The organism is Pseudoduganella sp. RAF53_2 (assembly GCF_052113985.1).
Classification (GTDB): Bacteria; Pseudomonadota; Gammaproteobacteria; order Burkholderiales; family Burkholderiaceae_D; genus Rugamonas.
Window position 1 is genome coordinate 1 of record NZ_JBFRDW010000087.1, and the last position, 13,014, is coordinate 13,014.

Below are 13,014 nucleotides of genomic sequence, written 5' to 3' on the forward strand. Positions count from 1 at the left end.
GGCTTACCTTGGCACCCTGTTTGAAGAAACCCTGCACAGCGACACCAGGATGAAGGGCAAAGGCCCGACCGTGGCGCAAGTGCTGGAAGACGGCGGTCATCTGACCGGCATGGCCGGCGTGGCCAACATCGGCAGCTCGCGCAACTGGAGCGGTTCGCACTTCGATCAGGCCAACTGGTACGCCTTCGGACGCCTGGCCTGGAATCCGCAGGCCTCGTCGCGCGACATTGCGAAAGAGTGGGCCTCCCTCACCTTTACTCCGCAAGCGGCCGATGCGATCACCGACATCATGGCTGAATCGCGCGAAGCCGTCGTCGATTACATGACGCCACTGGGCCTGCACCACGTGATGGGCACGGGCCACCACCACGGCCCGGCGCCGTGGGTGGACAACCTGGGTCGTCCGGACTGGAACCCGGTCTACTATCACAAGGCCGACAAGAACGGAATCGGCTTCGACCGCAGCGCGACGGGCAGCAATGCGCTGGCCCAGTATTCGCCGGAGATCGCCCGCCTGTACGCCGATCCGCACACCACGCCGCAAGCCGATCTGCTGTGGTTCCACCATCTGCCGTGGGATTACAAGATGCCGTCCGGCCGCACGCTATGGGCCGACATGATTGCGCACTACGACCACGGCGTGGCGCAAGTCGCGGACATGCAACAGCGCTGGCAAAAACTCAAGCCGATGATCGACCAGCAGCGTTACGAAGAAACCGCGCAGCGGCTTGCGCTGCAGTTGAAGGAAGCGCAGTGGTGGCGTGATGCGTCGATCGCCTATTTCCAGTCGGTGAACGGCCTGCCGCTGCCGCCGGGAGTGAAAGCACCCGCGCAGACGCTGGAATACTACAAGTCCCTGCGATTCCCGTATGCCCCGGGCCACGGTTAATTACCACTGTGGTAGAGTCCACTTTTGTTATAACAATACGTAAGTAAGATGGCGAGAAATCAGGGTAAACCGGACGTGGAGCCAGCCGCGAAGCCGGGAGCGCCGACGATGTCGGACGTAGCCAAACTGGCGGGCGTATCGCCGATGACGGTATCGCGCGTGATGAACGGCGACCCGAATGTGCGTCAAAGCACGCGCAAAAAAGTGGACGAAGCGGTAGCAGCACTGAACTATGTGCCGAACCAGGCCGCGCGCCGTCTCGCGGGCGTGCGTGCGATCCGCATTGGATTCTTGTACAGTAACCCGTCCGCGGGCTACCTGACCGAATTCCTGGTCGGCTTGCTGAACCAGGCCAGCTTGAACAATGTGCAGCTGGTGGTCGAGAAGTGCGAGGGCGAGCAGTGGAAGGAAAAGACCCAGCGCCTGATCGACAACGGTGTGGACGGCATCATCCTGCCGCCGCCGCTGTGCGATGTGCCGGGCCTGATCAACCTGATCGCCAAGGCCGGAACGCCCGCCGTTGCAGTTGCCTGCGGCTTGCCGGACAAGCGCGTGAGCGCCGTCAGCATCGACGACTACCAGGCCGCCTACGCCATGACCAATCACCTGATTTCGCTTGGCCACCAGCGCATCGGCTTCGTGATCGGCCATCCGAATCAGACCGCATCGGCGCGCCGCCTGGCTGGCTTCAAGGCCGCCATTGCCGACCGCAACGTCGCCAGCTCGCCGGACCTGATCGTGCAGGGCTTGTTCACCTACCGCTCCGGCCTGGACGCGGCAGAGACTTTGCTGTCACAGGAGCATCGTCCATCGGCCATCTTCGCCAGCAATGACGATATGGCAGCGGCAACCGTCGCCATCGCCCACCGCATGGGCCTGGACGTGYCAGGCGACCTGACCGTGGCCGGCTTCGACGATACCGCGCTGGCCACCACCATCTGGCCGGAACTGACCACCGTGCGCCAGCCGATTGCCGATATGGCCGAGACGGCCGTGAAATTCCTGGTACGCCAGATCCGCGCCGAGCGGGAAGGCGCACCAGAGGGGCCTGAGCATCTGCTGATGGATTTCTCGCTGATTCGCCGCCAATCGGATGCGGCGCCACGTTTGCGTCCGACCACCAAGATCGGTTTGAAATCCTGAGTCATTCCTGATTCCGGGCCGGGGTCGATCATGCTAAGATTTGGTCTATGATCGCCTCGGCCTTGTTTACTCCCGCCCAGCAAAAACTGCTGGGCTTGCTGTTTGTGCGCGTGAATGAGGGATTCCACCTCAATGAAATCATGCGCTTGACCGGGCTGGGCAGCGCGTCCGCTCAGCGGGAACTCAAGCGTTTGCATGAATCGGGACTGATCGTCTCCGAACGCATTGGCAACGTCCGCCAATTCCGCCCAAACAAGAATAATCTCGTGTATGACGAGCTGGCCAGCATCGTCAAAAAAACCTTCAGTCTCATCAGCGTGCTGAACTCCGCGCTGGCGCCCATGCGCAAGCAGCTCAACGTGGCTTTCGTCTATGGCGCCACGGCGCGCGAGCAGGAAGGCGCGACCGATGCCATCGAACTGCTGCTGATCGGCGAGAACACGACCTATGGCGAACTGCTGAGCCGCATTCCCGTGGCGGAGCGCATCCTGCGCCGCAAGATTTACCCCAATCTGTATTCCGTGCCCGATTTCCAGCGCCGCCTGCGCGAACAGCAGCCATTCATCCTGAAAATGCTGGAAGACCGCAAAGTTTTCGTATTGGGCGACGAAACCGATCTCGATAACATCATCAAAGAAACCCAGACGGAGGCCGACGATGGACACGACGCAGAAGAGGTTTCAGACTTTTGAAGAGTTTTACCCGTTCTACCTGAACGAACACCGCAACCAGACTTGCCGCCGCTTGCATTTCGTCRGCTCGACCATTGTGCTGGCGCTAATCGCCGCTGCACTCATCACCAGGGAATGGAACCTGCTGTGGCTACTGCCCGTGGTCGGCTACGGCTTCGCCTGGGTTGGCCATTTCTTCTTCGAACACAACCGTCCCGCGACGTTCAAATACCCGCTATTTAGCCTCATGGGCGACTGGGTAATGTTCCGCGACATGCTCACGGGACGCATTGCCTGGTAAGCGTACCGGCGGCAGTCCGATCGAAATGCGGGTGTAGCAGCCCGCTTCCGATTCACAGCGGATGGTGCCGCCGAACGCTGAGATCACGCGCTGGCAGAACGCCAGGCCCATGCCTGTCCCGCCGCCCGTGCGGCGCGTGGTGTAGTAGGGATCGAACACATGCGGCAGCACGTCGGCCGCGATGCCCTGGCCGGTGTCGGTTACCACCAGCCAGTTGCAGCGCTCGCGCGCGAAGCATTCCACTTCGACCGAACCGCGTCCCGCCGCCTTCACTGCCACCAGCGCATTTTTCAGCAGGTTGTAGAGCACGTACATCAGCAGCACGTCCGAGCCGTGGAAGCGGAAGTCGGCGCGCACGTACACGCGCACCTGGTCGCGCTCGGCGCCCGCGAAGGGATAGCAGGACAGCGCTTCCTCCACGCACTGCCGAATTGAGTGCAGACGGAAGCCTTCGCTGTGGAACACGCCATCGCGGGCCGAAGCCAGCAGCATGTCGACAATGAAGTTGGAGCGCGATACCTCGGCTTCGATACTGCGCGCGATCTCGCTCAGGTAAGCCAGCTGTGCTGCGCCGAGCGGCGATTCGGGCGTGGGCTGATAGCCTGCGATCAGCTCAGGCAGGCTGCGCGCCAGTACGCGCGTCTGGCTGCGGATGGTCGCCAGCGGCGTGCGCATCTCGTGCGCAATGGTGGCGGCCGCGGCCATCGGGTCAGCCAGCAGATTGTGGCGCACCATGGCTTGTGCGATCAGTCCCAGGCTGGCAACGATGAAAATCACGCCGGGCGGATAAAAGGCGAAGCCGTAGTTGCACAGATAATCCACCGCTGCGGCAAAGTAGATCAGTACACTCAACAGGCAGTAGCGCAGCCGCACCCGTTCAGTGGACACGGCCACTTGCTGACGGCGGTACAGCAGCCACAGGCCGCGACACACTACCACCACCGTTTGCAGCAGGTGCACGGGATGCAGCAGTCCCGCGCGCGGATAGAAGCCGAAGAAGTAGCGGTTGAGTCCGCCCAACACCATGTCCGACGTGGGCAGCAGCATGCCCATCATGAAGGCCAGCGTGTAGCTGCCGTACACCCGGGGCCGCTCGTTTTTCGAGCCGGTCAGCTCGGTGATGAAATGGTAGAGCGTGGTGGGCAGGAAGAGAATGAACAGGTAGCCGAGCCGGGCCACCGCCATGGCCGGYGCTTCATCGCGCAGCTGGAACAGCACGGCCCAGGCGGCCTGCCAACTGAAGGTGGTCGTGCAGACGAGGAAAAAGGTGAGGGCGACGCGACTCGGCCCGCGCGAACTCAGCACGTAAATGCCGTAAGCGATAAACAACGCCGAAACAAGTGCAGGCAGGATCGAATACATCGCGTTCGCTTGATGAATGTCTAAGTATCAACATACTAAGAGTCAGTTTTTAAAGAAGTATTGATCTTTGTCAACAGTGCTTCATGCCAATCCGCAATAAGTGTCGATGTCCGGCCAGTTGCCGTTCAACCACCACTTATAAGGAGAAAATCACATGTTTATGCACGCCGCCGTAGCCAACGATTCCGTCGTCATTGCCGACCTGACCTTCCACCATCAACTGTCGATTTTCCTCAAGGATTCCAATGCCTACGGCAACACCTACTTCGCCCGCTACTTCGAGTGGCAAGGCATCTGCCGCGAAAAGTGGTTCTTCGACTGCATTTCCCGCGACATGCTGCAAAAAGAGGGCGTGTTCATCACCAAACACGCTGAACAGGACTACCTGCAAGAGACTTTCCCCTTCCAGGACATCCGCTGCGAAGTGAACACCTTTGACGTGAAGCGCTGCTCGTTCTGGCTTGAATTCCGCTTCTACGCCGACGGCCACCAGGTGTCGGTGGGACGCCAGCAAATCGTCTTTGCCAACCACCAGAAGCAAATCACGGCCCTGCCCGAGATCGTGATCAAGCGCATCAAACGCTACGAAATGAAGAAGTAATCAGAGCGCGGCCGCCGCGGCTGCATGCGGCGGCTGCGTTTACACGATCAGCGGCAGTTCGCGCAGCACTTCGTTGCCGATGTCTGTGGCGTCGACATCATTGTCTGCTGCTTCCTCAAGACCCACCGAGCGCAAATATTGCCTGACTTTTTGCTTGGCTTGTCTGGTGGTGCGCGCCACGACTGTGAACTCAGCTATTTTCCGTGTCGGATTTCCGCTGGACTGAACGATGGCATGGTAGCGGCGGGCCAATCAGCGCTGCATGCAGCTGCACAACTGATGTAATGCTTACGGCGGACCTGCCGCTTTTCGCCTGCAGGTCCCACGCCAGGGTCATTTGATGAAGTAGCCGGAAACTCTCCACACTCCGTCGGCATCCTTCATCGGCGTAATCGTTTCAATCGCCGAGTGCTTGTTCGCGAAGTCGGTCTTGTACTGAATGAYGACGTATTGGCCTGCAGGTGCCCCCGGCAGTTTCTCCGTGTACGAGGCGGAGACCAGAACTCGCTTTTCCATACCGCCCGCTGGCGAACGGGCGGCAGCTACCGCCTGTTCCCAATTGGCTTTCGGGATCGCTGATTGGAAAACCTTGGCCGCCTGATCCCAGGTCGCGGCATATTGGCTCGCATCGACCAAAGCAAGCCAGCTCTGTGCGGCCAACTGCGCTTTTTCGACAGCGTCAGCATCAGGCTGCGCGGCATACGCGCTGGCCATCATGAAGGTCATCATTGTTGAAGCAAAGACTTTGCGCATGAGTGCTCTCCTTTGGTGCTGGGAGAATATCATCCCAATCCCTTTGAATTTCCTCGCATTGTCACAATCCGTCCGAGCCTTTGCTCCGATCTGGATGTAACCATGTGACCAGAAGCCCCGCTCGCGTATCGTTAAATACCACGTGGCCGCACACTAGCCGCCGGCGAGCTCACCGCCCCACGTGCTGGGATGAACATCCTCTACTGATTGCGAGAAGACCCAGCGGTGCCCCACCAAATCGCGGACCGCGTATTGACGCTCGCCGTATGGATAGGTGGTAGGTTCGCCCGACACCCTGGCGCCGGCTGCCACTGCGCGTGCATAGTGTTCGTCAACGTTCGCCACTCTGACCATGATCGAGTGAGACGCACTTGCTTCCGCACTGGGAGCAGGGCCATCGCAAACGACGACAGCGCCCGTACCAAACTCCATCTGCACACGATGATTAGCGATGCGGAGGCGAACTGAAAAACCGAAGGCCTTCACAAGCCACTCGGCGGCGGCATTGACGTCTGGGTACGCAAGCTCCGGAATAATCCGCGCTTGAGGGATAGAGCGATTCGATTCCATGGTGTTGCGCCTCCCGGCCTGAGTGCTTAGGACATCTGAGGTGAATGCTTAAGCGCGAAGAAAACGACGATGGCAGGTATYAGCAACGCCATGACGCTCCATAAGCCCACCACGAGAAGCACCACCTGGTTGATCGCCATAGGATCATGGCTGGGCTCCAAGCGTAGTCTCCGTTGAAATTGACGACTTCAGAAGTGCCAACATGACAGATAAAAATCAATTTAGCAAGTCAAGACATGTACGCCCCCGGCTTGCAACAGGATGCGGGTGAGGAGTGCACGGGGTGGGCACTGCAAGGCCGATAGTTCATCAGCCTCGCAGCGTTATGAGACGTGAAGCTTACTTGCGATTAGCCGCAATCCAGGCATCGACCTTCTGCTCCAGCAGGGCGAGCGGGACGGTGCCGTCGCCGAGGACGATGGCGTGGAATTTCGGCAGGCTGAACTTGTCGCCCAGTGCCTTCTCCGCGCGGTGACGCAGTTCCTGGATTTTCAGCGCGCCGACCTTGTACGCCAGCGCCTGACCCGGCCACGCCATGTAGCGTTCGGTTTCAGTTTTCGCAGTCTGGTCGTAGCCCAGGGTGTCCTTCATGTACTGGATGGATTGCTCGCGGGTCCAGCCCTTGGCGTGCATGCCGGTGTCCACAACCAGGCGGGTGGCGCGCAGCAGCTCGTCGTTCAAGTGACCGAAATATTGGGCCGGATCGTCGAACAGGCCCATCTCCTTGCCCAGGGTTTCCGCATACAGCGCCCAGCCCTCGGTGAAGGCCGTATTGCCGCCCAGCTTGCGGAACTTCGGCATGTCCAGTTCCTGCATCAGGGCGATGTGGAAGTGGTGGCCTGGTTTGCCTTCGTGCAGGAACAGCGTGGTCATGCCGGTGCTGCCGTACTTGCTTGGATCGGTCACTACGGACCAGAACACGCCAGGACGCGAGCCATCCAGCGCCGGAGCGGTGTAATGGTCGGACGCGGTATCGCGGCTCAGTTCAGGTTCCAGACGCAGATCCAGCTTGGCCTTCGGCACCAGGGTGAACAGGGCCGGCAGCTTGGTATCCAGTTCGCCGTTCAGCTTCTGGTAGACAGCCTGCACTTCGCCTTCGGTTTTGAAGGGGAAGAACTTCGGCTGCTGCGCCACCCAGCCTGGCAGACCGGCGGCGGGACCGTCATAGCCCAGCTTCGGACCCAGCTTGGCGAATTCGCCCTGGATACGCGCCACTTCTTCCAGGCCGATCTTGTGGATCTGGTCCGGCGTCATCTGGGTGGTAGTGGAATCGGACACGCGCACCTGGTACCAGGCCGCGCCGTTCGGCAGGGCGGACAGGCCGGTGCTGCTGCGGCAGGCCGGAATGTATTCCTTCTCCAGGAAGGCCGCCAGCTTGGCCAGTGCAGGATTCAGCTTCTCGCCGATAGCAGTGTGATACGCCGTAGACAGGCGCTGCTTGTCCGCATCGCTGAACTCCGCCGGGAACTTGGTCACCGGCGTATAGAAGATGCTGTTCTCAGGCGCTTCGCTCACCAGCTTCTGGAACTGGGGCAGGGCGGACACCATGATCGCCTTCGGCTGCACGATACCCTTGGCCATGCCTTCCTTCATATTGGCGATAGCCTGGTCGATCCACCCCGGCAACTGGTTCAGCCGGCTCAGGTAGGCGTCGTACTGCGCCACATTGGTCAGCGGCTGCGACGCTTCACCACTGGAGAAGTTCGCCAGCGTGACGGGAATGCTGTCCATCTGATTAATCGGCAGCAGGTGCTCAGGGAACGGCTCATAAGACAGCAGGGTCTTCAGCTCGAAAGCCAGCACGTCATAGCTGATGCGGTCGGAGCGGTTCAGCTGCGCGCGCTGAATCGCATGCAGACGCTTGCTGAAGGCGCGGTAGCGGTCGAACTGCTTGGCGCGCTCGGCCGGCGCAATGGCCATGCCGATCTGGTCATCGAAGCGGTTGTCACCGTTCTGGGTGGCGCTTACCGGATCGAACTTGGCGACCGCGTCCCAGTATTCATCGGCCAGGACCAGGAATTGTTTGCGGGCTTKCGGCGCGCTTTTGGCGGGCGCGTTCTCAAAGCTGGCCGTTTTTGCGGCGGCTGGAGTGGCGGCTTGGGCAGGCGCCCAGGCCAGCAGGACAGCGGCGGCGATCGCGCCGAGAGTCATACCATGCTTCATCTTTTTTGGTTCCCGAGGAAAGAAGAAGCGACAAGGATACGCGATCGCCGTCTCAGCAGCCAGTGCGCCTGTTTGCGCGATGCAGCAATCGCGGCAAAAGGAGAGAGCCACGCGCCGGACTGGCATAATGTCCTGCTAACAAGGTCACGATTTACCCTCTGTCGGACGGAAAGGGATTTGCGGATGTTTAAAACAATATTGGCCGCGATGCTGGCGCTGCTGTGCGGCGCTGCCTACGCGGACGTGAACGTGGTCGGCGTGCTGAAAGAAAAGGCGCTGCTGTCGGTGGATGGCGCGGCGGCCAAGGTTTATCCGGTCGGCGCCACGCTGCCGGACCGCAGCAAGCTGGTGGCTGTGAGCAGCAGCGGCGTTACGCTGGAGGAGAACGGCAAACGCTACACCGCGCAGCTGGGACAGTTCGCCAATGCACCGGCGGCCCTTGTCGCGCCTAATCTCGTGTTTTACGCGGACCCGAATGGCCACTACGTTGTACCGGGCGAGATCAACGGCGTGCCGACGCGCATGATGGTCGACACAGGCGCGACCATGCTGTCCATTCCCGGCTTCGAAGCGCGTCGCATGGGGATCGACTTTCGCCTGAAGGGCAAGCGTGGCTTCGCCAAAACGGCGGGCGGCTTGCAGGAAACCTGGCTGGTGAAAGTCGACAAGCTGAAGGTGGCGGACACCGAGATCAGCAACATCGAAGCCGTGATCATGGACGGCGGCTTGCCGATGGTCCTGCTAGGGAATAACTTCCTCAATCACTTCGAAATGCGCCGCGACGGCACCACCATGACGCTGACCCGCAAAAACTAAATGGGGGCCGTCCCCATTTAAGCCAGGCGGTTTTCGTAGAGTGCCGCCACCACGTCCGACTGCGTGACGATGCCGGCGAAGCGGTTGTCCTGATCGACCACCGGGATGTGGTGATAGCCCGCGTCGGCCATCAGTGGCACCAGCTCGGTGATCGGGGTGTCGGTGCGGGCGATGCGCGGGTGCTTGACCATGATCTGTCCCACTACTTCCGGCTTTTCCGAATGCGTGGTGCCGCTTGGCTGCAGGAAGTGAGCCAGGCGCTCGCGCATGGTCTTGTAGCCGTCATCCAGGCCGCCGTGCTGGAGAAAATCGCTTTGGGTCACGATGCCGATCACACGGCGCGCGCGGTTCAGCACGGGCAGGGCGGCGATGTGGTGGCCGCGGATATCCTTCCAGGCTTGTGCCAGCGGCGTTGCGAATTCCGCCGTCACCACATCCTTCGACATGATCTCGCCGCAGTTGATGGCGCCGAAGCGGCGCTGGTAGGCGCGCATCTCCGTTTTCAGGAAGATCTCTTCCAGGTCATCGCGGCTGATGTCCAGTACCTCGTTGTGCTGCTTCAGTACCGCATCCAGATCTTCCGGGCGGAAGCCCATGCGCACAGTGGGGACGTCGTCCTTGGTCGCGTGTGGATTGGGATGCGTCAGAATCTGCGCGTGCGGATAGCGTTTGCCCGTCAGGTTGTTGTAGATGATGCCCGCCACGAGCAGCAGCACGCAGTTGATCGCCACCGGACCCAGTGCGAAACCAAAACCCATCTGATGAATGGCCGATCCGCCGATCACGGTGGTCAGCGCCACCGCACCTCCCGGAGGATGCAGGCAGCGCAGCGCAAACATCGACGCAATCGCCGCCGCAGCAGCCGCTGCGCCAACATACGGATCGGTGCCGAGGAACTTCACGCAGGCAGCGCCGGCGAGGCCGGACACCACATTCCCGCCGAATACCGCCCACGGCTGCGCCATCGGGCTGGCAGGCAGGGCAAATACCAGCACGGAAGATGCACCAATCGGCGCGACCAGCCAGATGGCGTGATCGCCCAGCAGGAAGTGCGCACACAAGGCGGTGAGTAAAAGCCCAATCAGCGCGCCGCCACAGGCGCGGAGTCTTTCAACAGGGCTGGTGGTATTTTTGACGGGCAGGAAGGCTTTAAACATCCCGCCATTATCCCACGCCTGTTGAGACAAGGTGCAGCGGCAGCGAGGTTGTATATTTGATTTGCTCCATTGAAAACGCCGAGGAAACGCCTGTCAGGTTAGCGACTTTGATTAACTTTTTGTAAAAACGGTCGTAGCCTTCGATGTCGGTCGTGACCACCTTCAGCAAGTAGTCCACATCGCCGCTCATGCGGTGGAATTCCTGCACCTCGGGCAGGGCGATCACGCCAGCGGCAAACCTGGCCAGCCACTTCTCATCATGCTGGCTGGTGCGCACGCTGACGAAAACGGTAACCGGAAGTCCCGCTTTGCGTCGGTTGACGATGGCCACGCGGCGGTCGATATAGCCTTCCTCCTCCAGTCGTTTCAGGCGTTTCCAGCAGGGCGTCGAGGATAAACCTACCTTTTCCGCCAGGTCAGCCACGGACAGAGTGCCATCCACCTGCAGGGCACCCAGGATAGCGTAATCAAAGCGGTCAAGTTCACTCATTCTATTAAACTCGCAAAAGTAGCATGGATATGCTAAATATTACGTTGCATGGGGAGAATTTGGAATAAATACTTCCGGTCTAACGCTTAAGCTATCCCTATGAGCACGGAAATCTACCTCGACGGCAATGCCACCACCTGCGTCCTGCCCGCCGCCATTGAAGCGGCGATGGCGGCGATGCGTGATTGTTTTGGCAATCCAAGCAGCACCCACGCCACCGGCCTGAAAGCCAAGGCCATGATGGACGCCGCGCGTCAACGCGCCGTGCGCCTGCTCGGTGCCGGTAACGGACGCCTGATGTTCAATAGCGGCGCCACCGAGGGCATCCAGACGGCGGTGCTGTCCGCCCTGTGCGCATTGCGTGAGCGGCGTCAGCGCGGTGAGCCGGTCGGATCGCTGCTGGTGTACGGCGCCACCGAGCACAAAGCCGTGCCGCAGGCGCTGGAGCACTGGAACCGTCTGCTCGGACTGGATTTCGAACTGGCCAGGCTGCCGGTCGACGGCGAAGGCCGTCACGACCTGCAAGCGCTGCGCGAGCTGCTGCCGGAAGCGGCCTTCGTCTGCACCATGGCGGCGAACAATGAAACCGGCGTGACGTCCGACCTGGCCGGCATCGAAGCGCTGATGAAGGATTCGAAAGCGCTGTGGATGGTGGATTGCGTGCAGGGCTTGGGCAAGCTGGCGCTGAACCTGCAGGCCACGCGCATCGACTACGCACCGTTCTCCGGTCACAAGCTGTATGCACCGAAAGGCATAGGCATGCTGTACGTGCGCGAAGGCGCGCCGTACACGCCGCTGATCATGGGCGGCGGACAGGAATCGGGCAATCGCTCCGGCACCGAAAACATGGCTGGTATCGCAGCGCTGGGCGCCGTACTGGCTGCGCTGGAACAGGGCGGGACCTTCCGCACCCACAGTGAACTGCAAGGTTTCCGTACTCGTCTGGCCGACAGTCTGAAACGCGCGCTGCCGGGCATCGTCTTCAACGCGCCGTTCGACAAGGCGCTGCCGACGACTTTGAATTTCTCCGTGCCTGGCCTGTCGAGCAAGGAGCTGCTGGACGTATTCGACGCCGCCAACGTGCGCGTCAGCGCGGGCAGCGCATGCTCCGCCGCCAAGGCCGCGCCGAGCTATGTGCTGGATGCCATGGGTTTGCCGGAATGGCGCAGCGCGAGCGCGGTGCGCATGTCCTTTGGTCCGCTGGTCGATGAAGCCACGATTGCTGAAGCCTGTGCGCGCATCGAACGCTGCGGCCACGCGCTGAGCGCATCCGGCCTGCTGGCCGATGCCGCGGCCGAAACTGAAACCCTGGGTGGCGTACTGCAGCTGACTGCGGACGGCGTCCACACCTGGCTGGTATGCGACGAAGAATCGCGCCACTGCGTGGTGATCGATCATCAGCCGGAACTGGCGGCGCGCGTGGATGGCCTGCTGCGCCGCCACGGCTACACGCTGACCGCGCGTCTGAGCACGCGCGATGGCGGAGCGTGGCCGGTGGACGGCGACGCCCTGCGTCTCGGCGGACAACTGCTGCAGCGCGTGGCGTTGAATCACACCCAGCTGGCTTATCTGCTGGGCGAAGGCAGCGAACGTCTGTCGGCATCGGAAGTGAACTACGCCTTCACGGGCGATGCGGCATCGCACGAACTGGCGCGCTGGGTATCGCCGGAGACGCTGCTGTGTCCCGCACGTGAAGCCCAGAATGCCTGCTGCACCAGCCTGCGTGCGGAAGCGCAGGCTGGGCGAGGTTCCTTCGCCGGCATGCAGCTGGACAGCGCCTCGCTGGAAGCGCTGCTGATGGCGCATCCGAATGCATTGCTGGTTGACGTGCGCGAACGCTTCGAGCACGCGGCCTGTATTCCCGGCGGACGCTCGGCCTTGAGTGTCCCCCTCAGCCGTCTGGCGGACGAGTTGCCGGTGTGGCTATCGGCCCAGCCGCAAGTCCCGCTGGTCTTCTTCTGYCGCAGCGGCAACCGCAGCGCCAAAGCCGCGCAATGCCTGCGCCGCCTAGGCTACGCCCAAGCCTACACCCTGAACGGCGGCCTCGCCCTGGCCAGCCCCGCGCTGGCGCTGGCCGCCTGAGTTACCGGTTCTATCC

General features: G+C 61.2%; 13 protein-coding genes and 1 pseudogene. 7 read left to right on the top strand and 7 right to left on the bottom strand.

Annotated features, from left to right (window positions below; genetic code table 11):
• From AB4Z11_RS07670 to AB4Z11_RS07685, 4 genes and pseudogenes are all read left to right on the top strand, one after another.
• Nucleotides 1-889, top strand: a pseudogene (locus tag AB4Z11_RS07670) (alpha-glucuronidase); the annotation flags it as partial.
• A gap of 108 nt (nucleotides 890-997) precedes the next feature.
• Nucleotides 998-2,032 carry a LacI family DNA-binding transcriptional regulator gene (locus AB4Z11_RS07675; RefSeq protein WP_442024050.1) on the top strand — a complete coding sequence of 345 codons (1,035 nt, stop codon included), beginning with the start codon at nucleotides 998-1,000 and terminating at the stop codon, nucleotides 2,030-2,032.
• Between the two features lie 47 nt (nucleotides 2,033-2,079).
• On the top strand, nucleotides 2,080-2,724 hold the full coding sequence (locus AB4Z11_RS07680) for an ArsR family transcriptional regulator (RefSeq protein WP_442024052.1): 645 nt from the start codon (nucleotides 2,080-2,082) through the stop codon (nucleotides 2,722-2,724).
• Nucleotides 2,690-3,004: an Mpo1-like protein gene (locus AB4Z11_RS07685; protein WP_442024054.1), complete on the top strand. Its 315-nt coding sequence runs from the start codon at nucleotides 2,690-2,692 to the stop codon at nucleotides 3,002-3,004. The genes AB4Z11_RS07680 and AB4Z11_RS07685 overlap by 35 nt, the downstream gene beginning before the upstream one ends.
• On the opposite strand, the gene AB4Z11_RS07690 is transcribed toward AB4Z11_RS07685, so the two are convergent.
• Entirely contained in the window at nucleotides 2,939-4,366 is a 1,428-nt protein-coding gene (locus AB4Z11_RS07690; RefSeq protein WP_442024056.1) for an ATP-binding protein, read from the bottom strand. The two genes, AB4Z11_RS07685 and AB4Z11_RS07690, sit on opposite strands and share 66 nt — an antisense overlap.
• Nucleotides 4,367-4,520: 154 nt before the next feature.
• Here AB4Z11_RS07690 and AB4Z11_RS07695 point away from each other — a divergent pair, with 154 nt between their 5' ends.
• Nucleotides 4,521-4,967 (top strand): acyl-CoA thioesterase, encoded by a 447-nt coding sequence (locus tag AB4Z11_RS07695; protein WP_442024058.1) that lies wholly within the window; start codon nucleotides 4,521-4,523, stop codon nucleotides 4,965-4,967.
• Between the two features lie 39 nt (nucleotides 4,968-5,006).
• Here the strand turns inward: AB4Z11_RS07695 and AB4Z11_RS07700 are convergent, their stop codons facing one another.
• From AB4Z11_RS07700 to AB4Z11_RS07715, 4 genes are all read right to left on the bottom strand, one after another.
• The gene (locus tag AB4Z11_RS07700; protein ID WP_442024060.1) at nucleotides 5,007-5,219 is read right to left on the bottom strand and encodes a hypothetical protein; all 213 of its coding nucleotides are present in this window, start codon (nucleotides 5,217-5,219) and stop codon (nucleotides 5,007-5,009) included.
• Between the two features lie 81 nt (nucleotides 5,220-5,300).
• A complete protein-coding gene (locus AB4Z11_RS07705; RefSeq protein WP_442024062.1) occupies nucleotides 5,301-5,720 on the bottom strand; it encodes a DUF4019 domain-containing protein in 420 nt (139 codons plus the stop codon).
• Nucleotides 5,721-5,873: 153 nt separating this feature from the next.
• Nucleotides 5,874-6,290 carry a VOC family protein gene (locus tag AB4Z11_RS07710; RefSeq protein ID WP_442024064.1) on the bottom strand — a complete coding sequence of 139 codons (417 nt, stop codon included), beginning with the start codon at nucleotides 6,288-6,290 and terminating at the stop codon, nucleotides 5,874-5,876.
• Nucleotides 6,291-6,629: 339 nt separating this feature from the next.
• Nucleotides 6,630-8,441 (bottom strand): DUF885 domain-containing protein, encoded by a 1,812-nt coding sequence (locus AB4Z11_RS07715; protein ID WP_442024066.1) that lies wholly within the window; start codon nucleotides 8,439-8,441, stop codon nucleotides 6,630-6,632.
• Between the two features lie 195 nt (nucleotides 8,442-8,636).
• On the opposite strand from AB4Z11_RS07715, the gene AB4Z11_RS07720 reads away from it, so the two are divergent.
• Complete coding sequence (locus tag AB4Z11_RS07720) at nucleotides 8,637-9,269, top strand: retropepsin-like aspartic protease family protein (protein WP_442024068.1); 633 nt, start codon at nucleotides 8,637-8,639, stop codon at nucleotides 9,267-9,269.
• 17 nt (nucleotides 9,270-9,286) lie between these two features.
• Here AB4Z11_RS07720 and AB4Z11_RS07725 read toward each other — a convergent pair whose 3' ends face one another.
• Nucleotides 9,287-10,426 carry an HPP family protein gene (locus AB4Z11_RS07725; RefSeq protein ID WP_442024070.1) on the bottom strand — a complete coding sequence of 380 codons (1,140 nt, stop codon included), beginning with the start codon at nucleotides 10,424-10,426 and terminating at the stop codon, nucleotides 9,287-9,289.
• Between the two features lie 7 nt (nucleotides 10,427-10,433).
• Nucleotides 10,434-10,916, bottom strand: a complete 483-nt coding sequence (locus tag AB4Z11_RS07730; RefSeq protein WP_442024072.1) for an Lrp/AsnC family transcriptional regulator — start codon at nucleotides 10,914-10,916, stop codon at nucleotides 10,434-10,436.
• Between the two features lie 99 nt (nucleotides 10,917-11,015).
• Here AB4Z11_RS07730 and AB4Z11_RS07735 point away from each other — a divergent pair, with 99 nt between their 5' ends.
• Complete coding sequence (locus AB4Z11_RS07735) at nucleotides 11,016-12,998, top strand: aminotransferase class V-fold PLP-dependent enzyme (RefSeq protein ID WP_442024074.1); 1,983 nt, start codon at nucleotides 11,016-11,018, stop codon at nucleotides 12,996-12,998.
• Nucleotides 12,999-13,014 lie beyond the last annotated feature (16 nt).